The organism is Agrobacterium vitis (assembly GCF_037039395.1).
Taxonomy (GTDB): domain Bacteria; phylum Pseudomonadota; class Alphaproteobacteria; order Rhizobiales; family Rhizobiaceae; genus Allorhizobium; species Allorhizobium vitis_E.
The window spans coordinates 2,620,651-2,639,970 of the sequence record NZ_CP146242.1 but is presented as its reverse complement, the minus strand read 5'-3'; the positions used below and the strand labels follow the sequence as shown (position 1 = coordinate 2,639,970).

Genomic DNA, 19,320 nt, shown 5'->3' with positions numbered 1-19,320 from the left:
CCAAATCCGTTCAAGCCTTCCATGCTTCAGACAAGCACGACAGAAATACATGAATTAATCAGTCATCATTTGAAATTCATGCCCGGCGGGGCATTGGCAATGGGGTGATGATATGGGGACGGCATTGGTTCAGGCACGGAAAACACAAGGGCGGGATCGCTCAAACCGGCATCGCGCCGCCTTGCTGGCAGGGATTGCCCTACAGACGCTATGCCTGCCGGGCCTTGTCCATGCGCAGGACGCCACCACGCAATTGTCGACCATCACCGTCGAAGGCAAGAGCGAAACCGCAACTGGCCCGGTTGATGGCTATGTCGCCAAGCGCACCTCGACGGGCTCCAAATCCGATACGCCGATCACGCAAGTGCCGCAATCGGTCTCGGTGATCGGCACCGCCGAAATGGCCGATCGCGGCGTGACCAACAAGGTCGATGAAGCGCTGCGCTATACATCCGGCGTCTATACCCAGCCGTTCGGTGCCGATGGCGACACCAACTGGATGTACATCCGTGGCTTCGAGGCCACCCAGACCGGCAGTTTCCTCGATGGCCTGAACCTTTGGAGCTACGGTTTCGGCGGGTTTCTGGTGGACCCTGTCGTGCTGGAGCGGGTGGAAGTGCTGAAAGGCCCGGCCTCGGTTCTCTATGGCGGCTCCAACCCGGGCGGCATCGTCAACATGGTCGGCAAGCGTCCGACGGGCGAAAAATTTCTCACCACCGAAATCGGCATCAACAATTACGGCAACGCCTTCCTGACCTTCGACACCGGCGATACGGTCAAGGACAACGATGTCAGCTACCGGGTCACCGGCAAGATCGCCGGTGGTGACAAGGCTGCCGATTACGCCCATGATTTCCGTGGCGTGATCATGCCGCAAATCACCTGGGCTCCGGATGACGGCACCAAGCTGAATGTCTATGCCTATTATTCCTATCTCGACCAAACCTCAGGCACCAATGGCTTCCTGCCCTATGTCGGTACGGTGGAAAAAGCCTCCTTCGGGCGCATCGACCGGGATGCCTATTATGGCGAGCCGGGCAGCGACTACAGCTATTCGCGCCAGACCATGGTGGGCACGGATTTCAGCCACGAGCTGGAAAACGGCTGGACATTTTCGCAGACGGCTCGTTACTCCTATCTCAACCGGTCAGAAAACACCCCCTATACCTACGGGTATTACGATCCGGCCACCGGCAGCAATTATCTTTCAGAACCGACAAGCAGTGATGCCTACCTGACGCGGCTCGGCTTCAACCACCATACCGAGGTGAATTCCTTCGCCATCGACAATCACTTGAACGGCGAGGTCGAGACCGGCGCGCTGAAACATGACCTGACGCTGGGCGTCGATTACAAATTCTACCAGCTCGATCAGGTGCAGGCCAGCACCACCGACACGCCGATCAGCGCCACCAATCCGGTCTATGGCACGACCCAGCCGGCCAATTCGGTCTATCTCAACCAGATCCTGCGCCAGAACCAGATCGGCGCCTATGTGCAGGACCAGATCCATTTCGGTGGCGGCTTCATCGCCACGCTGAACGGCCGTTACGACTATGTCTATACGACATCGAACGACCGCACCGCCAGCAATGCAGACTATGACAGCAGTGAGAATGCGGCCAGCGGTCGGGCGGGCCTCGCCTATCAATTCGACAATGGGTTGACGCCCTATGTCAGCGTTGCCAGCTTCTTCAACCCGCAGATCGGCGTCACCCAGGGCGATCCGCTGAAGGCAGAAAAAGGCGAGCAGTATGAAGCCGGTATCAAATATGAGCCAAGCTTCTTTCCGGGCATGATCACCGCCTCGGTCTTCCAGATCGACAAGAAGAACTGGACCGTGACCGATCCGCTCACCTTTCTCTCCACCCAGATCGGCGAGGTACGCTCACGCGGCTTCGAGCTGGAAGGCAAGGTGGAGCTGAATGCCGATTGGAAGGCGCTGGCCTCCTTCACCTATCAGGATCTGGAGATTCTCGAACACGCCGATCGCTCGCTGATCGGCAATTCACCCTATCTCGTTCCGAAAATGCTGGCCTCGGCCTGGCTGGATTACGCGATACCCACCACGGTTCTGGCCGGAAAACTCGAGGGCTTCAGCCTGGGCGGCGGCATTCGCTACCAGGGCGAAAGCTGGGCCGATTACGCCAATACCAAAAAAGTGCCTGACGCCGTGCTGTTCGATGCCGCCATCCGTTACAAGAAAGACGACTGGGGCGCGGCGCTCACCGTCACCAACCTGTTCGACAAGCAATATGTCTCGGGTTGCCAGGGCACACTGACCTGCGGCTACGGCGAAGGCCGCACCGTGACGCTGAAGATTTCGAAAAGCTGGTAAGGCTTTATCAGCAAGCCTATCGCGCCGCCTGCCCCACAGGCGGCGCTGGATTATCTCAACAGATCGAGATTGCGGCTGGTGACTGAGCGGATCGACAGGGTCCGCATCAGATCTGTCAACTGCTCCGGCTTCGCCTTGGCATCGCAATAGCGAAGCGTGACGCGCACCGGCAGTTCCAGTTCGGATTTATCGGCCAGGCTGACTGCGGACTTGAAGGCGCGCGTGTCTTTCACCGCCTGCCAGGCATAGACACAGGCACCGCCGTTCTTGCCGAGCGTGCCGGTGGCCACCCCGAACTGTCCATAAGCGTTCTGGTGAACGGATGTGTCGGTCACCATCTGGACACCGGGAAACAATTTCTTGATCGACGCGGGCGCTTCATTGGTCATCGCCATCTGGCGAAAACGGTCGCTGTCGGCAAGCCCGATCTCGATTGCCAGGCTGTTTTCACCAAGCGTGCCGGTCGTCGGGTAAAGCAGGGTCTGGAAAGCCGAGGTCGACTCGATGCGATGACGATTGCCGGTGACCGGCACCGAAAGGCCGGAAAGCTTTAGCATCGCCACTTCGGGCGCGCCCTTTTCCACAGCCTGTGTCTTTGCCGCCAGCGGCTTATTCTTGGAAATCGACCCTGTTGAATTGGGATCGATACCAGCCACGCAGGAAGACGCCGCCAAGGCGATGCCCAGCATCGATATCAGCGTTCCAATCCGTCGCAAGCTTGGATGTGCGGCAGGGGCAATACCCTTGCCGGGACATTGGTCATCTGTGGTTTTCATAGCCGTTTACCTCGTCAAACCCATCCTACCGTATCATTTCTTAAATCAGGATTGATTTAAGGCGAAATAATCCGGCCAAGTCGTTTTGTGCAGCGTCCTCGCACCGTCTGCAAGACGGGCAGCGCTGTTGTTGACGCAAGCTTTAGTGATCTAAATGTCAACGAAACCTTAACGAAAAAAGGCCAATTGCCCATGCTGCGATAGCAGCGGTTGCGGAGCCAAACCCACTGCTATCGCTGGTAAATGAAATGAAAACTTTTCGTTAAATTTTAGCGAATACAATGGGGGGTGATAGAAGAGGTATTATTGTAATGCGTAGAATCCTCATCATCGCCCTCTTGCTGGCTTTGGCAAGCTGCGCCCGCCCGCCCAGCCAGATCCGCAATGCCTGCGCGATCTTCGAGCAGAAGGACGGTGCCTTTGAAAACTGGAAACGCGCCGCCCGCTCGGTGGAGCGCGAATATGGCGTTCCGGTGCCGATCCTGCTGGCCACCATCTATACCGAATCCAGCTTCCGCGCCCGCGCCCGGCCCCCCAGACGCTATATTCTCGGCTTCATTCCATGGAAGCGGATCTCGACCGCCTATGGCTATTCGCAGGCGCTGGACGGCACCTGGGACCGCTATCAGCGAGAAACCGGACGTTACCTTGCGAGGCGCACCAACTTTGGCGACGCCGTCCGCTTCATCGGCTGGTATCACTACCAAAGCCATTTGCGGAACGGCATCCCGTTCAGCAGTCCCTATAACATCTATCTGGCCTACCATTCCGGTCAGGACGGCTACCGCCGAGGCGCTTACCGCGCCCGGCCTGAGGCCTTGGCCGGTGCCAAGCGCTTTGCCGCGATCACTGCCGTTTACGAGCAGCAGCTTCGCCGCTGCCCGTGAGGCTTGGCGTTATCTGCGCAAGTGTTCTGGAGAGAATACGTTCGGGTCGCAGTGCGTGTAAAACGGGGGACGGCCAGACGGTTTTATATGCCGCTTACCCCCCTCTACCCTGCCGGGCATCTCCCCCTCATGGGGGGAGATCGGACAGACGTAGCCGTCCGCTTCAACGGACAATGTTGCGATTTTCGATATCTTCAAAGCGTGAATGTGACATGACAAGCCTATCCGTTGCCGATCTCCCCTGATGTAGGCGAGGAAGAGGTGGCGCAAACGAACAATTGATTCCATGGAACGAGTGTACTGACGAACGCCCTGTGCCGCTCGCCGTAGCGGCACATACAGGTTCGCTTTAGCCCTTTACATCTTCTGCCTAATTCCCAGGAGCATGGATTGGAGAGCAGGACAGTCAAATACGGCGCGTGAAAAAGCCCCCGATCTTGCGACCGGAGGTTGTTCATCCTTCTTGGTGAGTGCCGCTTGCTCGTTCGTCTCAGGCCGACTGGATTGCCGAAATGCTCCAGCCGGAACCGGGACGGCGCACGAAGGTCCAGACTTCAACCGACTGTTGCGGATGGTCAGGGTCGCCATCGATCACAGCGCCAGTGGCACGGTCACGCATCACGTCGATGGCTTCATAGCGCATGGCGACTGTGGCATAGTCGATAGTGCCTTCGCGCCAGGCTTCGGCCAGATCGCCCTGCAGAAGATGAACATCACGCACGTCGTTCTTGACGCCCTTGGTCGCATGTTCACCCAGCTCTTCAGCGAGATAGGACATGGCTTCCGGCGTGGTGATCCGGCGCAGTGCCGAATAGTCTTCTTCCGAATAAGCCTTCTGCATATCTTTCAACAGGCTCTCGAAAATCTCGAGATCCTTCGGACCAATACCGACGTCATCGGTACCGGCCTTCACAACGGCCGGGCGCGTGGCGCCGAGTGCCGCGCCAGATCCCATTTTCGGAATGGAAAAGCCACCGAAACCGCCAGACGAGCCCTGGCCACCGGACGATCCTTGAGGAGCGCTGCCCGGCTGCGACATATCATTGCGCGAAGCCGGACCGGCATAGGAGGATGCCGTGCGATTGCGGTTAAAGAACCGCATGGCCAGCATGATCAAGCCGCCGATCAGCAAGATCTGGAACAACATGCCGAACATGCCAGCCGCACCGCCGAAGCCGCCGCCGAGCAACATGCCGAACAGACCGCCCATCAAAAGGCCACCCATCAAGCCGCCGCCGAGGCCGCCAAACAGGCCACGCGACGCGGGCTGCTGCATGCCGGGCGTTGTCGCGCCGGTATTCGGTGTCATGCTCCGCTGAATCGGGGCTGCCGTCGTTGGGGCCGTGCTGGTCGCGGGCGGCGCGCTAAAGGTGCGCTCGCCACGGCTGCCAAAACTGCTGGAGCTTCCGGCCCGGCGGGCCTCCGCGAAATCGACTGCCGACAGGGTTACTGCCACTCCGATTGCCACGATGCCGATGATCCTGCCTGCTCTTCCCATGACGTCCTCTCTCCAAACCTGCCCTTTCGGGCTGCTGCGCCCAAATGAGCCTTCCTTGCCCATATGGCGATGGACCTACCCGATGTTAAGGGTCGGCCAGCAAAAAACGGGCTAACCTTATGATTGCATCAGCACCAGCCGGATGGAGGCGGCGACCGCGCCCACCACCGCCACGCCGACAATCCAGAAAATCGCAAACCACAGGATCTTCTGTTTCAGGGATTTTGGTTCTGTCCCAATGTCTTGCGCCATCAATGATACCCTTCTTCCGGATCGATCTTGCCTCTGAAAACCCAATAGGCATAGGTCGTATAGATCAGAATGATCGGCACAAGAATAGCCGCCCCAACCAATAGGAATTTCAGGCTGGTATCGGGCGCCGCCGCTTCCCAGATCGTTACCGAGGCCGGGACGATATAGGGATAGAAACTGATGCCGATGCCGACATAGCCAAGCACGAACAAACCGAGCGAGGCGGCAAACGGCAGCCAGTCCTTGCCGTCGCGCAGCCCTTTGAACACCAGATAGAGGCAGCCGAGCACCAGCACCGGCACGATGACGGAAAACACCGCCGTCGGAAAGGTGAACCAGCGGTCGAGATAATGTGGCTTCAACCACGGTGTCCACAGGCTGAACACACCCATCGCCCCCACCGTCAGCACGGCGGCGGCAAGCGCATAGCGTTGTGCCTGGGCGCGCAGCGGCCCGACCGTCTTGAACACCAGCCAGGTGGCGCCCAGCAGCGTGTAGCCGAACACCAGGGCAACGCCCGTCGCAATCGAAAACGGCGTCAGCCAGTCCCACCAGCCACCGGCATAGGCGCGGTCAACGACCGGAATGCCCTGCACCAGCGCCCCCAGCGCCACGCCCTGCGAAAAGCCAGCCACCAGCGAGCCGCCGGTAAAGCCGATATCCCAAACGCCCTTCCAGCGCCGTGTGCGCCAGCGGTATTCGAAGGCGACGCCGCGAAAGATCAGGCCGAGCAGCATCAGGATGATCGGCATGTAAAGCGCCGGCAGGATAGTGGCATAGGCCAGCGGAAACACCGCCATCAAACCGCCACCGCCCAGCACCAGCCAGGTCTCGTTGCCATCCCAGACGGGTGCCACCGAATTCATCATCTGGTCGCGGTCATGCTCGCTCTTGAAGAACGGAAACAGCAGGCCGACGCCGAGATCGAAACCGTCGAGAATGACATAGGCCAGCACCGCAAAGGCGATGATCGCGGCCCAGAGGAACGCATAATCAAACGGCATGGGAGCCTCCTTTGCCTTGGGTGTGATGAGCAGGCCCCGGCGTGATACCGGCGCTGCGCAGCGGTGCATCGCCGATTTCCGGCGTCGGATCGCGCGGCAACCGTGCCATCAGCCGAAGAATGTAGAAGGTTCCGGCCCCGAACACGAAGAAATAGACGACGATGAAAGCGATCAGCGATGCCGCAACCGCAGGGGCTGCAATTGGCGAATGGGACTGCGCGGTCAGCAAATGACCGTAGATCGTATAGGGCTGGCGACCCACCTCGGTGGTGATCCAGCCGCTCAGCACCGCTATGAAGCCAGCGGGTCCCATGGCAAAAGCGGCGCGATGCAGCCAGTCATTGCTATAGAGCGTGCGGCGATAGCGGGCCCACAGGCTCCAGAGACCCAGCCCCAGCATGGCAAAGCCCAGGCCGACCATGACGCGGAACGACCAGAAAATCACCGCGACCGGTGGTTCCAGCTCATCCGGCACCGTATCCAGCCCGGCCATTGGCGCATTGAGGTCATGCTTGAGGATCAGGCTGGAGAGCTTAGGGACCTCAATGGCATAATCCACCCGTTTTTCAGCGGGATTGGGAATACCGAACAGGATGAGCGGCGCGCCATCGGGATGGCTATCATAATGACCTTCCATCGCCATGATTTTCACCGGCTGATGTTCCAGCGTGTTCAGACCGTGGGCATCACCGGCCAGGATCTGGATCGGCGCAACCACGGCGACCATGCCCATCGCCATCGAAAACATCTTGCCCGCCCGGCGCGGCGCGGTCTTGCGCAGCAGATGCCAGGCGCCAACCGCACCAACCACCAGCGCCGTGGTAAGATAGGCGGCCAGCACCATATGAACCAGCCGATAGGGAAAGGACGGATTGAAAATCACCGCCCACCAGTCGAGCGGAATGAACTGGCCCTTGTCGTTCATACCGAAACCGGCCGGCGTCTGCATCCAGGAATTGACGGCGAGAATCCAGGTCGCCGAAATGAGCGTGCCGAAGGCCACCATGCAGGTGGCGAAGAAATGCAGCTTCGGCCCGACCCGCTGCAAGCCGAACAGCATCACACCAAGGAAGCCTGCCTCCAGAAAGAAGGCTGTAAGCACTTCATAGCCCATCAGCGGCCCGATCACCGGCCCGGCCTTGTCTGAGAACACCGACCAGTTGGTGCCGAACTGATAGGACATCACGATGCCCGACACCACGCCCATGCCGAAGGCAACGGCGAAGATCGTCTTCCAGAAATTGAACAGCTCAAAATAGACCTGTTTTCCGGTGCGCAGGTAAAGCCCGTTCAGCACCGCCAGATAGCTGGCAAGCCCGATAGAGAAGGCAGGAAAGATGATGTGGAAGGAAACCGTGAAGGCAAACTGTATTCGCGCGAGAAGAACGGCATCGAAATGATCGAACATGGCAGCGCACCTCTTCAATGGACCCGGACCCGACAGCAACAGGCATGACGGAAACGACCTCAATTCAAAATAGAACAGATGCGGATGAGATCAATGCGACAAGCCGCCATGCGACACATTGACGAATGTTAAGTCAAAACGGTTTCAAGACAAAGCCCGGCGCGGAGATCTCCGCGCCGGGCTTGTCATTGTCCATTATCTCGTAAGGCGGGTTTATTCGACTGCAAAGGTCAAAAGCCGAGCCTGCTTGATCGCCGGGTTGGCGGTCAGCTGGTCGAGAACAGTCTGTTCGACCGGACCGTCGACATAGAGCAGCGCGATGGCATCGCCGGATTCCTTATCGCGGCCCAGCTGGAAGTTGGCGATGTTGACGCCGGCATTGCCGAGTGTGGTGCCCATGAAGCCGATCATGCCGGGAACGTCGGTGTTGGAAATGTAGATCATGTGCGGACCAACATCGGCGTCGAGGTTGATGCCCTTGATCTGGATGAAGCGCGGCTTGCCATCCGAGAACACCGTACCGGCAATCGAGCGGGTCTGCTTTTCGGTGGTCACCGTCAGCTTGATGTAGCCGTCGTAAACGCCGGTCTTGTCGCGCTTGACCTCAGACAGGACAATGCCCTTTTCCTTGATCATGATCGGTGCCGACACCATGTTGACATCGGCAACCTGGGAGCGGATCAGCCCGGCCAGCAGCGCAGAGGTCAGCGCCTTGGTGTTCATGGTTGCCGTCTGGCCGTCATAAAGGATTTCGATTTCCTTGATGGCACCATCGGTGACCTGGCCGACGAAAGCACCGAGAACATCAGCCAACCGAATGAACGGCTTCAAAAGCGGTGCTTCTTCCGCGGTAATCGGCGGCATGTTGATGGCGTTGGAAACCGCACCGTTAACGAGGTAATCCGACATCTGCTCGGCCACCTGCAGGGCGACATTTTCCTGTGCTTCGGTGGTGGATGCGCCCAGATGTGGGGTGCAAACCACGTTTGGCAGGCCAAACAGCGGGCTTTCCTTGGCGGGCTCCACTTCGAACACGTCGAAACCGGCACCGGCAACATGGCCGGACTTGATGGCTTCGGCCAAAGCGGCTTCATCCACCAGGCCACCACGGGCGCAGTTGACGATGCGAACGCCGGGCTTGGTCTTGGCAAGATTGTCCTTGCCGAGAATGCCACGGGTCTTGTCAGTCATTGGTACATGCAGGGTGATGAAATCGGCCTGAGCCAGCAGCTCGTCCAGCTCAACCTTCTTCACGCCCATTTCCTGCGCACGTTCAGCCGACAGGAAGGGGTCGTAAGCGATGACATGCATTTTCAGGCCAATGGCACGCGAGCAAACGATGGAGCCGATATTGCCAGCGCCGATCACACCCAGCACCTTGCCGGTGATTTCAACACCCATGAACTTCGACTTTTCCCACTTGCCAGCTTGCGTGGAGGTATCGGCAGCTGGCAGCTGGCGGGCAACGGCAAACATCAGCGCAATGGCGTGTTCAGCCGTGGTGATGGAATTGCCGAACGGCGTGTTCATCACGATGATACCACGGCGCGATGCGGCCGGAATATCAACGTTATCGACGCCGATACCAGCGCGGCCAATCACTTTCAGATTGGTGGCGGCGGCAATCAGCTTTTCCGTGGCCTTGGTGGCCGAACGGATGGCCAGACCATCGTAATTGCCGATGATTTCAGCCAGTTTGTCTTTGTCCTTGCCGAGTTGCGGCTGGAAATCCACTTCAACGCCGCGATCGCGGAAAATCTGGACGGCGGTTTCTGACAATTCATCAGAGACGAGAACGCGAGGTGCCATGACGAGGCCTCCTAAAAGAGTTCGTTGGTAACGATCAGGTTTGTAACGAGCATGAATGGGGAAGTGGGCCTCGCTCAATCGCGAGGCCGAATAAAGCTTTAAGCAGCAGCCTTGGCCAGCGTTGCCTTCTGGGTCTGGTAAGCCCAGGTCAGCCACGGCATCAAAGCCTGCATGTCGGCGGTCTCAATGGTGGCACCAGCCCAGATGCGAAGGCCAGCAGGCGCATCGCGGTAAGCACCGATGTCATAGGCCACGCCCTGCTTTTCCAGAAGCGTTGCAATGCCCTTGGCAAAAGCCGCCTGCTCTTCAGCGGGCAGAGCCAGAACGTCAGGATCGGCAATGGTCAGGCACACCGACGTGTTGGAGCGGGTCTCGTCAACCTGCGCCAGATTGGCAATCCAGTCATTGGCAGCGACGAAATCGAAGATCACCTTGGCATTGGCATCGGCACGGGCAATCAGCGCATCCAGACCGCCGAGCGACTTCGCCCATTGAAGCGCATCAATATAATCTTCAACGCAAAGCATCGACGGCGTGTTGATGGTTTCGCCCTTGAAGATGCCTTCAATCAGCTTGCCGCCAGAGGTCAGACGGAAAATCTTCGGCAGCGGCCAAGCCGGTGCATAGCTTTCCAGACGCGCAACGGCGCGGGGGCTGAGGATCAACATGCCATGACCGCCCTCACCGCCCAGAACCTTCTGCCAGGAGAAGGTGACAACGTCGAGCTTGGAGAAATCCATCTCCTGCGCAAATGCGGCAGAAGTCGCATCGCAGATGGTCAGACCCTTGCGGTCAGCGGGAATGAAATCAGCATTGGGAACGCGAACGCCCGAGGTGGTGCCGTTCCAGGTGAAGACCACATCGCGGTCGAAATCGACATCAGCGAGGTTTGGCAACAGGCCGTAATCGGCATTGAACTTGCGAACGTCGGCAAGCTTGAGCTGCTTGACCACATCGGTCACCCAGCCAGCGCCAAAGCTTTCCCAAGAGAGCATGTCCACGCCGCGTTCACCCAGCAAGGACCAGAGCGCCATTTCAACAGCGCCAGTGTCAGATGCGGGAACGATACCAATGCGGTAATCGGCAGGAACGTTCAGAATTTCACGGGTGAGGTCAATGGCCAGCTTCAGCTTGTCTTTGCCAACCTTGGCGCGGTGCGAACGACCGAGCGGGGCATCGCTGAGTGCTTCAAGCGACCAACCGGGGCGCTTCGAGCAAGGGCCAGACGAAAAATGCGTATTCGCCGGACGTACGGCGGGTGCAGTAATATCAACCATAACAAACTACCCTTCCAGGTATATGGCCTCTCGTTGGGGAGAGGTGTCCCGCCGTCGTTGCTAATCGAGTTCGCGATTTTCGTCAAGCGACTTTTATCGGCCCAGCAGCGACAATCTGCCGCCGCCAAATCCGCCGCAAAGGTGGCCTCTCCGAAAGGCCGGTTTCTGCGCGAAAGACGCGCAACGGATAGCGCCCGCGCCCGGATTGCGTGAACTTTATTGACCGAGATCAATCACGGCCAGCCAGCCCCATGCAACATCAGCCTACACGCAATGTGAAACATATTGAGGTTCGCTATGACAACCGAAACACTTTATTCCGCGCCTGGCACACCGCCTAAAACCCGGCTGTTTCTGCCGGTCCTCGGAAAATTCTATGAGGGATTTGCCGAGCCCCTGGCCTTCACCGCGTTTCGGGTTGCCATCGGCGCCATGCTTGTCATCGAGGGCTATCCGAAGATCATGGCGCCCATGGCCCAGATCGGTTTCGTACAAAATCTTGGATTCTATCCGGGCTGGCTCTGGTCGCCGATGCTGGCCGCCATGCAATTTTTCGGTGGGTTCCTGATCATGATCGGGCTTTTCACACGGCCAGTCGCACTCGCCAATGGCATCATGCTGGCGGTTACCCTGTGGTTTCACACCCAGTTCCCCTACGGCCATGCATTCCTGACGCAAGAGGGTATCGAGGCCCTTAAAAGCGGCGCAACATTGTTTACCCCAGAAGCCGTCAAACGGCTTGCCGATGGCGGCACCGCCTTCCTGGAACAGGTGCAGACCAAGGCCGAGCTTGCCTCGCTGTTCTGGACCGGCGGCGCGCTGTTTTATGCGGCCTTTGGTGGCGGAGCGCTGTCGGTGGACAGGCTGCTGGTCAAGCGCGAATTCTGAGCAACGACATCGGGGGGTGCGAGCGCCCCCTCCTCGACCGGCCGAGCCCCAAGAATCTGCCGCTGGCCCTTCACCGTGAAGGGCTGGACCAATTGACCGACAAAGCCCTTGGCCACCGTGCCGCTGATGCCGATATTGGTGCTGGGTCCGTGTTCGGGATTGTAATAGGTCCCGAATATCTGATCGAAGAGGACAAGGTTCTCGCCGTAATTGGTATTGCCTTCGCGCAAAATCTTTGAATGGTGCCAGCGATGCAGGCGCGGCGTGCTGAACACGAAGTCGAGAATACCGGTGCGCACCGCGACATTGCAATGGGTGAGGATGCCGATGAACGCGGTGGCCGCACCAACCCAGAGAAAGACGGCCACAGGCGCGCCCAGCAGGTAGAGCGGCAGCTGGCTGAGCGCCACCTTGAACAGCGAATCCATCACATGGAAACGCCCGGTATTGACCACCCAGAGCCTGGAAACGCTGTGATGCAGCGCATGGAACCGCCAGAAAAACAGCCGTTCATGGGCAATCCGATGTGCCCAGTAAAGACCGAATTCAGCAACGACCAGCCCCAAAACCACCTGCAACACCATGGGCAGGCCTGTTGGCCAAAGGTGAAATTCCAACGCCGTCAGCGGTTGCAACACCCGGGCGGCGGCCATGGGAAAAATCACCGTCAGGCCCGACAGAAACTCAACCAGGCCCTTGGTCAACAGCGTATGGGCGACATCGTTGACGGTCTCGCCATCGCCTTCCAGCCAGGTCGGCTCATATGGCAGGAACCGCTCACTAAGCGCCAGAAGACCGAAAGCACAGAGATAGACCGCAACGAAGCCAAGCAGCGGATGAGAACTGGAAAAAGCGAAATAGGAGCCCGTCAGCCCGAACACAAACACGCCCGGCCACACCAGGAAGGAAGCGAGTATTTTCATTTTGACCGTTCAACGAGATTGACAGTGGTGATGCAAAACCGGGGCTGATGTAAATCCGGGCAGAAAAGCCCATTGACGGACGAGATCCTTCGCCAAGCAGCCGTTCCTGTGCCGTTAGCTTTATGGGACAGTGCTGGAAATGCAAGGGGGCAGACAGTTATGCAAAACAACAAAATGCCGTGCGTCCTTTCGAACGCACGGCGCCTTTTTAAAATCGAGCCGGTCCTCTCCAGACCAGCAGGCATTTTCAGGCTTTAAGCCCGATCACTTATAGACGAGAGGTGGCGGCTCATAAGCAACCGGCGTCGGGCAGCCGCCGAACTGGTAGCGGGCGCCGACATGCAGGTCGTGGCTGTAGAAGCCCTTGTCACTGCCGGGACCGCCATTGGCCTTGTAGCCGAACATGCTACCACCCGTCGTCTGGCGGAAGCGATAGCCGATATCGGCCTTCCAGTCGCAGGTAATATCAATCGAGGTGCCGACCATCAGCTGATAGGCAAAGCGCCAGCTACCCCGGCCCCCATGCTCTTCGCTGCCATCGCAACCACTGCCGTCATCGGCGCAGGAGGTGTTTTTCAGCTTGTCCCATTTGACGTAGGACCCGCCGATACCCGCGCCGACATAGGGCGTGAACGAGGCGTAGGTGCCGAGATCCACATAGGCATTGGCCATCAGCGTATAGGCCTGCAAGGAGGACAGGTCACGCGAGGTACAGGCGCTGGAGACACCGCAGGACCCGCGGGTCGAGCCGGTGAAATCCGACTTGCCGAGATAGTCGAAGGTTACATCGGTGCGCAGATGACTGTTGATCTGGTATCCAACCCCGCCTCCCAGCGTGTAGCTGTTATCGAGATCATGCCGGTCGAAACTGGCCTGATTGGCATTGGAGCCCTGGTAGAATGTCGCGCCGCGCAACTGATTGAAGGAGTAGCCGATATCACCACGCAGATACCAGCCGGACGTATCAGCAACCCGCACTTCGGGAGCGTCCTGCGGCGGCGGTTCTGGCTGATAGACGTCGGCGGCGTTTACCGGACCGGCCAGAATGCCGGCGGCAAACAGTGCCAATAGATGTCTTTTCATGAGAAAGGCCCCAAAATCAAAGAATGACGGGGCCGCGCCCCAGGTTTCAACCCTGGATAATGAAGGGCAAAGGTTAAGACCTTATTAAGCCTGTTGCTTAACCATGCCGGGATCGCATTTCGCCGTTTTTCATGCCGTCACGCCGCCTCGCAGGCCTGACGCTGCAAATCGGCAAACAGCCGGACCGATGTCAACCGTGCCTCGATATCGTGGATCGGCATGGAGACAATCACCTCGTCAGCCCCGGTATCTTTCAGGAAGCGAGACAGCTTTTCAGCCGCCGTCGCCGGGCCGCCCACCACGGCATGTTGCAGCGTATGCTCGACGCCAAAGCGTTCCATCTCGCTCCACAGCCCTTCCATGGTCTCGACCGGGCGAGGAAACTGGCTGCGCACATTGCGCCGCAGGTTGATGAATTGCTGCTGGGCGGAGGTAAACAGACGCCGCGCCTCCTGATCCGTTTCGGCCACAGCGCCCATCACACCGACGATCATATAGGGCTTGTCGAGGGTCTCGGATGGCTGGAACCGATCACGGTAGATCGAGATCACCTCGAACAATTGATCGGGGGCGAAATGTGACGCAAACGCATAAGGTAGACCCAGCGCCGCCGCCAGATGGGCGCTGTAAAGACTGGAGCCAAGCAACCACACCGCCACATCGCTATTCACACCGGGAACCGCAATCAGGCTGCCATCGCCAACCGGCGGCCCCAGCAGCAATTGCAGCTCCTGAATATCCTGGGGGAAGTTATCCACGCCCGCCTCCATATTGCGACGCAAGGCGCGGGCCGTGCGCATATCGGTGCCAGGCGCCCGACCGAGACCCAGATCGACCCGGCTCGGAAACAGCGCCGAAAGCGTACCGAATTGCTCGGCAATCACCATCGGTGAATGATTGGGCAGCATGATACCGCCGGAGCCAATGCGAATCCGTTTGGTTGCAGCCCCGACATGGGCAATGACAATTGAGGTCGCCGCGCTGGCAATGCCCGGCATGCCATGATGTTCGGCCAGCCAGAACCGCGTGTAACCATGCTCTTCAGCCGCAACGGCCATGCGCCGCGAGGCCGAAAGCGCATCCGACACGCTCTGCCCTTCTGCGATAGGCGAAAGGTCCAGAATGGAAATCGGCACGGTTTTTCCAGAAGTCATAAAGCGCGCTCCAGATGAGAGGATATCACTTTATTTATGTACTGCTGATGCCAATACCAGAGGCGGTAGAAGGAAGACCAGATCACATCTTTACGAGACAGGCTCTGCGAACACGAGCAAATCGACGCCCAATCCACAGTGAATGTTTTTGTTTTGTTCACTTTTTGCTGGCAAATCTGGCTTGAAAAGGATTAGGATTTTTCCATGACAAGCGCGATTCGTATTATCGGCATCGATCCGGGCCTGCGCCGCACCGGCTGGGGCGTTATCGAGACGTTGGGCAATTCATTGCGCTTCATCGCGTCCGGTACGGTAACCTCCGATGGCGATATGGATCTGGCTTCCAGACTGTGCCAGCTGCATGATGGACTGGCCGATGTGGTGCATCTTCACCAGCCGGATGAAGCCGCGGTGGAACAGACTTTCGTCAATAAGGACGCGGTAGCGACACTGAAGCTTGGCCAGGCGCGTGGAATTGCCATGCTGGTGCCTGCCCGTGCCGGATTGCCGGTGGCGGAATATGCCCCGAATGCAGTGAAAAAAGCGGTGATCGGCGTCGGCCATGGCGATAAGCAGCAGATCCATATGATGCTGAAGATCCTGATGCCGAAGGCCGAATTCAAGGGCAATGATGCGGCCGATGCCTTGGCCATCGCCATCTGTCACGCGCATAATCGCGGTGGTGAACGGATGCGCCGGGCGCTGGCGGGATAATCTCTCTTTTCATTGGATATCGTATATGATCGGCAAGCTCAAAGGCACCATTGATGAGATCGGCGACGACCATGTGCTGGTCGATGTGCACGGCGTCTGTTACGTCGCTCATTGTTCGTCACGCACCCTGGCGCGGCTGGGCTCACCCGGCGAAGCCATCGTGCTGTTCATCGAGACCTATGTGCGCGAGGACCAGCTGAAATTGTTCGGCTTCATGAGTGCGCTGGAGCGGGAGTGGTTTAATCTCCTGCAAAGTGTCCAGGGCGTCGGCGCCAAGGTGGCGCTGGCGATTTTGGCCACCCTCACCCCTTCCGAACTGGCCAATGCCATTGCCCTCCAGGACAAACCCGCCATTGCCAGAGCCCCTGGTGTCGGCCCGAAAGTGGCGCTGCGCCTCGTTACCGAATTGAAGAACAAGGCTCCGGCCTTCACTGGGGATGCCGGAAGTGCCATCGGCCTCAAGCAGGAACTGGGCGAAGGCATTGCCTCCGCCCCGGTTTCCGATGCGGTGTCAGCCCTGACCAATCTCGGCTATTCCCGCGACCAGGCCGCCAATGCCATCGCCGCCGCGTTGAAAAATGGTGGTGAAGGTGCAGACAGTGCCAAGCTGATCCGGCTGGGCTTGAAGGAGCTATCGCGGTGATTTCCTTGCTTTTGGCGGGATTCCTTACTATTGTCAAAAAGTAAGGAAATTTAGAGCGGGAGGGTCCGCATGAACGTCTTCTACGCAACCATGACCTCCAAGGGTCAAACCACGGTCCCAGCCGAAATCAGGGAGCTGTTGAAGCTGAAGCCCGGCGACCGGATTCGCTACGTGGTGAAAAACGGTGAGGTCACGCTGAAAGCCAAGAACAAGCGGTTGATCGATCTGGCTGGTATCCTGCATCGTCCAGGCATGCCCACCCTGACGATTGAAGAGATGGATGAGGCGATCGGTGACGCCATCGTGGACCACGTGATGGGCCGAGAATGATCGGCATCGACACCAATATTCTGCTGCGTCTCACCATGCAGGACGATGACATTCAAACCAAACAGGCGCTTGCACTGGCCGACAGCCTGACCCAGGACCAACCCGGCTTCGTCAATAGCGCGGTTTTGCTGGAATTCATCTGGACGGCACGTCGGCAGGTCAAGATGTCAAAAGAAGAATTGAAGATCATCCTATCCGGATTTCTCGATTCTGAAAATCTCGTGCTTGAAGACGAAAATGTCATAGAACTGACATTGGATGAAATGGATCGCAGCAGCGAGGAATTTGCCGATATTTTCATTGCTCTCAAGAACAGGGAGCTTGGGTGCCGGACGACCATGACATTCGACCGGAAAGCCGCACGAACCGTCCCCCATATGGAACTCCTCGCATGAGCGCTCAAAACCCTGTCCTCACCCCGGAAAAGCGCGGCGAAGACGTCGATTCGGCGCTCAGGCCGCAGACGCTGGACGACTTTACCGGCCAGGCGGAGGCCCGTGCCAATCTGAAGATCTTCATCGAAGCCGCCAAGAACCGGGGCGAAGCGCTGGATCATGTGCTGTTCGTCGGCCCGCCCGGCCTCGGCAAGACGACGCTGGCGCAGATCATGGCCAAGGAACTCGGTGTCAATTTCCGTTCGACGTCCGGTCCTGTGATTGCCAAGGCGGGGGATCTCGCGGCCCTCCTCACCAATCTGGAAGAGCGTGACGTGCTGTTCATCGATGAAATCCATCGCTTGAGCCCGGCGGTGGAGGAAATTCTCTATCCGGCCATGGAGGATTTCCAACTCGACCTGATCATCGGCGAAGGCCCGGCGGCGCGCTCGGTGAAAATCGACCTTTCCAAATTCACCCTGGTCGCCGCCACCACCCGGCTTGGCCTGTTGACCACGCCCTTGCGCGACCGGTTCGGCATTCCGGTGCGGCTGTCCTTCTATACGGTCGAAGAACTGGAGCTTATCGTGCGGCGCGGTGCGCGCCTGATGGGGCTTGGCATGACCGATGACGGGGCGCGGGAAATTGCCCGTCGCGCCCGCGGCACGCCGCGCATTGCCGGGCGGTTGCTGCGCCGGGTGCGCGATTTTGCCGAAGTTGCCCGTGCCCCCGCCGTCACCCGCGAGATCGCCGATGAGGCGCTCACGCGGTTACTTGTGGATAATATGGGCCTCGATCAGCTCGACACTCGTTATTTGACCATGATTGCCGTCAATTTTGGTGGGGGTCCAGTCGGCATTGAAACCATTGCCGCTGGCCTGTCCGAACCACGCGACGCCATCGAGGATATTATCGAGCCCTATATGATCCAGCAGGGTTTTATCCAGCGCACGCCGCGTGGCCGCGTTCTGACCGCGATTGCCTGGAAACATCTGGGCCTGATGCCGCCGAAAGACATGGAGGCCGCGCAGTTCCGCCTGACCCTTGAGGATGACGATTGATAACCAGACGGACGTTTTTCAAGCTGCTGGCAGGCACCGCCGCTGGCATTCTGTCGCTTGGCGGCTATGCCGGTGCAGTGGAGCCGCTGCTGCGGCTGGAAACCACGCGCTACAAACTCTCCCCGCCCGGCTGGCCGAAGGGCCAAAGCCTGCGGATTGTTGCGCTTGCCGATTTTCATGCCTGTGAGCCCTGGATGCCGGCCGAGCGGATCGCCAGGATCTGCGACTATGCCAATACGTTGGGCGGCGATGTGATCCTGCTGCTGGGCGATTACATGTCCGGCATGAAACTGGTAACCGGCGTGGTGCCGCCGGAGCAATGGGCCAAGGCCCTGTCCGTCTTGAAAGCCCCCTATGGCGTCCATGCCGTCTGCGGCAATCACGATTGGTGGCAAGATACCGAGGCGCAGCTTCAACGCCTGCCGGAAACCATGGCCCATCGGGCGCTGCGCAGCGTCGGCATCAACGCCATGTCGAACAGCGTGGTGCGGCTGGGGTCGGACGATCAGCCTTTCTGGGTGGCCGGGCTGGAAGACCAATGGGCCTATCTCTCCGGCAATCATCGAATCCGTGGGCTCGATGACCTGCCCGGCACGCTGGTCAAGGTGACGGACAATGCTCCGGTCATCCTGCTGGCCCATGAACCGGATATTTTTCCAACCGTGCCGGATCGGGTCTCGCTGACGCTTTCGGGCCATACCCATGGCGGCCAGGTCAATCTGTTCGGCTGGACACCGGTCGTGCCGTCGCGCTTCGGCTCGCGTTATGTCTATGGCCATCGCGAGGAAGGTGGCCGCAACATCATCGTCTCGGGCGGACTTGGCTGTTCCGTCGCACCGATCCGGTTCGGCTCACCGCCGGAAATCCTTGTGATCGACTTGGTATAAGGGCAGGAACGTGC

General features: G+C 58.7%; 19 protein-coding genes. 9 read left to right on the top strand and 10 right to left on the bottom strand.

From position 1 onward, the window contains the following. Positions 1-112 precede the first annotated feature (112 nt). Complete coding sequence (locus V6582_RS14700; protein ID WP_234889825.1) at positions 113-2,338, top strand: TonB-dependent siderophore receptor; 2,226 nt, start codon at positions 113-115, stop codon at positions 2,336-2,338. Positions 2,339-2,388: 50 nt separating this feature from the next. Here the strand turns inward: V6582_RS14700 and bcsN are convergent, their stop codons facing one another. Next, positions 2,389-3,114, bottom strand: a complete 726-nt coding sequence (bcsN, locus tag V6582_RS14695) for a cellulose biosynthesis protein BcsN (protein ID WP_156633922.1) — start codon at positions 3,112-3,114, stop codon at positions 2,389-2,391. 311 nt (positions 3,115-3,425) lie between these two features. On the opposite strand from bcsN, the gene V6582_RS14690 reads away from it, so the two are divergent. Further along, positions 3,426-4,001, top strand: a complete 576-nt coding sequence (locus tag V6582_RS14690; protein WP_070149850.1) for a hypothetical protein — start codon at positions 3,426-3,428, stop codon at positions 3,999-4,001. Between the two features lie 490 nt (positions 4,002-4,491). On the opposite strand, the gene V6582_RS14685 is transcribed toward V6582_RS14690, so the two are convergent. From V6582_RS14685 to V6582_RS14660, 6 genes are all read right to left on the bottom strand, one after another. After that, on the bottom strand, positions 4,492-5,499 hold the full coding sequence (locus tag V6582_RS14685; RefSeq protein ID WP_156633924.1) for a Tim44 domain-containing protein: 1,008 nt from the start codon (positions 5,497-5,499) through the stop codon (positions 4,492-4,494). A gap of 117 nt (positions 5,500-5,616) precedes the next feature. After that, positions 5,617-5,751 carry a DUF2474 domain-containing protein gene (locus tag V6582_RS14680; protein ID WP_139190353.1) on the bottom strand — a complete coding sequence of 45 codons (135 nt, stop codon included), beginning with the start codon at positions 5,749-5,751 and terminating at the stop codon, positions 5,617-5,619. Next, a complete protein-coding gene (cydB, locus tag V6582_RS14675) occupies positions 5,751-6,755 on the bottom strand; it encodes a cytochrome d ubiquinol oxidase subunit II (RefSeq protein WP_156633927.1) in 1,005 nt (334 codons plus the stop codon). Before cydB ends, V6582_RS14680 begins: the two co-directional genes overlap by 1 nt. Then, positions 6,745-8,163 (bottom strand): cytochrome ubiquinol oxidase subunit I, encoded by a 1,419-nt coding sequence (locus V6582_RS14670; protein ID WP_156633929.1) that lies wholly within the window; start codon positions 8,161-8,163, stop codon positions 6,745-6,747. Before V6582_RS14670 ends, cydB begins: the two co-directional genes overlap by 11 nt. A 213-nt stretch (positions 8,164-8,376) precedes the next feature. Continuing rightward, the gene (gene serA / locus V6582_RS14665; protein WP_156633931.1) at positions 8,377-9,972 is read right to left on the bottom strand and encodes a phosphoglycerate dehydrogenase; all 1,596 of its coding nucleotides are present in this window, start codon (positions 9,970-9,972) and stop codon (positions 8,377-8,379) included. Between the two features lie 98 nt (positions 9,973-10,070). Next, positions 10,071-11,249 carry a phosphoserine transaminase gene (locus tag V6582_RS14660; RefSeq protein WP_156633933.1) on the bottom strand — a complete coding sequence of 393 codons (1,179 nt, stop codon included), beginning with the start codon at positions 11,247-11,249 and terminating at the stop codon, positions 10,071-10,073. A 297-nt stretch (positions 11,250-11,546) separates the two neighbouring features. On the opposite strand from V6582_RS14660, the gene V6582_RS14655 reads away from it, so the two are divergent. Further along, positions 11,547-12,137: a DoxX family protein gene (locus V6582_RS14655; protein ID WP_156633935.1), complete on the top strand. Its 591-nt coding sequence runs from the start codon at positions 11,547-11,549 to the stop codon at positions 12,135-12,137. On the opposite strand, the gene V6582_RS14650 is transcribed toward V6582_RS14655, so the two are convergent. From V6582_RS14650 to V6582_RS14640, 3 genes are all read right to left on the bottom strand, one after another. Then, positions 12,074-13,060 carry a sterol desaturase family protein gene (locus V6582_RS14650; RefSeq protein ID WP_156633936.1) on the bottom strand — a complete coding sequence of 329 codons (987 nt, stop codon included), beginning with the start codon at positions 13,058-13,060 and terminating at the stop codon, positions 12,074-12,076. The genes V6582_RS14655 and V6582_RS14650 overlap by 64 nt on opposite strands. 264 nt (positions 13,061-13,324) lie before the next feature. Further along, positions 13,325-14,143 (bottom strand): outer membrane protein, encoded by an 819-nt coding sequence (locus tag V6582_RS14645; RefSeq protein ID WP_156633939.1) that lies wholly within the window; start codon positions 14,141-14,143, stop codon positions 13,325-13,327. A gap of 137 nt (positions 14,144-14,280) precedes the next feature. Beyond that, positions 14,281-15,297 carry an LLM class flavin-dependent oxidoreductase gene (locus tag V6582_RS14640; RefSeq protein WP_156633942.1) on the bottom strand — a complete coding sequence of 339 codons (1,017 nt, stop codon included), beginning with the start codon at positions 15,295-15,297 and terminating at the stop codon, positions 14,281-14,283. Between the two features lie 204 nt (positions 15,298-15,501). Between V6582_RS14640 and ruvC the strand changes: the two genes are divergently transcribed. The 6 genes from ruvC to V6582_RS14610 all read left to right on the top strand — a co-directional run bounded on the left by ruvC (position 15,502) and on the right by V6582_RS14610 (position 19,306). Further along, positions 15,502-16,011 (top strand): crossover junction endodeoxyribonuclease RuvC, encoded by a 510-nt coding sequence (gene ruvC, locus V6582_RS14635; protein ID WP_156633944.1) that lies wholly within the window; start codon positions 15,502-15,504, stop codon positions 16,009-16,011. Positions 16,012-16,036: 25 nt separating this feature from the next. Then, complete coding sequence (gene ruvA, locus V6582_RS14630; protein WP_070149812.1) at positions 16,037-16,654, top strand: Holliday junction branch migration protein RuvA; 618 nt, start codon at positions 16,037-16,039, stop codon at positions 16,652-16,654. A gap of 69 nt (positions 16,655-16,723) precedes the next feature. Next, positions 16,724-16,984, top strand: a complete 261-nt coding sequence (locus tag V6582_RS14625; protein WP_060718209.1) for an AbrB/MazE/SpoVT family DNA-binding domain-containing protein — start codon at positions 16,724-16,726, stop codon at positions 16,982-16,984. Next, on the top strand, positions 16,981-17,379 hold the full coding sequence (locus tag V6582_RS14620) for a PIN domain-containing protein (protein ID WP_070166690.1): 399 nt from the start codon (positions 16,981-16,983) through the stop codon (positions 17,377-17,379). The genes V6582_RS14625 and V6582_RS14620 overlap by 4 nt, the downstream gene beginning before the upstream one ends. Further along, positions 17,376-18,419: a Holliday junction branch migration DNA helicase RuvB gene (gene ruvB, locus V6582_RS14615; RefSeq protein WP_015917012.1), complete on the top strand. Its 1,044-nt coding sequence runs from the start codon at positions 17,376-17,378 to the stop codon at positions 18,417-18,419. Before V6582_RS14620 ends, ruvB begins: the two co-directional genes overlap by 4 nt. Then, positions 18,416-19,306 carry a metallophosphoesterase gene (locus tag V6582_RS14610; RefSeq protein ID WP_156633946.1) on the top strand — a complete coding sequence of 297 codons (891 nt, stop codon included), beginning with the start codon at positions 18,416-18,418 and terminating at the stop codon, positions 19,304-19,306. The genes ruvB and V6582_RS14610 overlap by 4 nt, the downstream gene beginning before the upstream one ends. The last annotated feature ends 14 nt before the right edge of the window (positions 19,307-19,320 follow it).

What these genes read in the sequence shown, in the direction of transcription:
- V6582_RS14700 (WP_234889825.1), top strand. Translation starts at nt 113, where the DNA reads ATGGGGACGGCATTGGTTCAGGCACGGAAAACACAAGGGCGGGATCGC.
- bcsN (WP_156633922.1), bottom strand. Translation starts at nt 3,114, where the DNA reads ATGAAAACCACAGATGACCAATGTCCCGGCAAGGGTATTGCCCCTGCC.
- V6582_RS14690 (WP_070149850.1), top strand. Translation starts at nt 3,426, where the DNA reads ATGCGTAGAATCCTCATCATCGCCCTCTTGCTGGCTTTGGCAAGCTGC.
- V6582_RS14685 (WP_156633924.1), bottom strand. Translation starts at nt 5,499, where the DNA reads ATGGGAAGAGCAGGCAGGATCATCGGCATCGTGGCAATCGGAGTGGCA.
- V6582_RS14680 (WP_139190353.1), bottom strand. Translation starts at nt 5,751, where the DNA reads ATGGCGCAAGACATTGGGACAGAACCAAAATCCCTGAAACAGAAGATC.
- cydB (WP_156633927.1), bottom strand. Translation starts at nt 6,755, where the DNA reads ATGCCGTTTGATTATGCGTTCCTCTGGGCCGCGATCATCGCCTTTGCG.
- V6582_RS14670 (WP_156633929.1), bottom strand. Translation starts at nt 8,163, where the DNA reads ATGTTCGATCATTTCGATGCCGTTCTTCTCGCGCGAATACAGTTTGCC.
- serA (WP_156633931.1), bottom strand. Translation starts at nt 9,972, where the DNA reads ATGGCACCTCGCGTTCTCGTCTCTGATGAATTGTCAGAAACCGCCGTC.
- V6582_RS14660 (WP_156633933.1), bottom strand. Translation starts at nt 11,249, where the DNA reads ATGGTTGATATTACTGCACCCGCCGTACGTCCGGCGAATACGCATTTT.
- V6582_RS14655 (WP_156633935.1), top strand. Translation starts at nt 11,547, where the DNA reads ATGACAACCGAAACACTTTATTCCGCGCCTGGCACACCGCCTAAAACC.
- V6582_RS14650 (WP_156633936.1), bottom strand. Translation starts at nt 13,060, where the DNA reads ATGAAAATACTCGCTTCCTTCCTGGTGTGGCCGGGCGTGTTTGTGTTC.
- V6582_RS14645 (WP_156633939.1), bottom strand. Translation starts at nt 14,143, where the DNA reads ATGAAAAGACATCTATTGGCACTGTTTGCCGCCGGCATTCTGGCCGGT.
- V6582_RS14640 (WP_156633942.1), bottom strand. Translation starts at nt 15,297, where the DNA reads ATGACTTCTGGAAAAACCGTGCCGATTTCCATTCTGGACCTTTCGCCT.
- ruvC (WP_156633944.1), top strand. Translation starts at nt 15,502, where the DNA reads ATGACAAGCGCGATTCGTATTATCGGCATCGATCCGGGCCTGCGCCGC.
- ruvA (WP_070149812.1), top strand. Translation starts at nt 16,037, where the DNA reads ATGATCGGCAAGCTCAAAGGCACCATTGATGAGATCGGCGACGACCAT.
- V6582_RS14625 (WP_060718209.1), top strand. Translation starts at nt 16,724, where the DNA reads ATGAACGTCTTCTACGCAACCATGACCTCCAAGGGTCAAACCACGGTC.
- V6582_RS14620 (WP_070166690.1), top strand. Translation starts at nt 16,981, where the DNA reads ATGATCGGCATCGACACCAATATTCTGCTGCGTCTCACCATGCAGGAC.
- ruvB (WP_015917012.1), top strand. Translation starts at nt 17,376, where the DNA reads ATGAGCGCTCAAAACCCTGTCCTCACCCCGGAAAAGCGCGGCGAAGAC.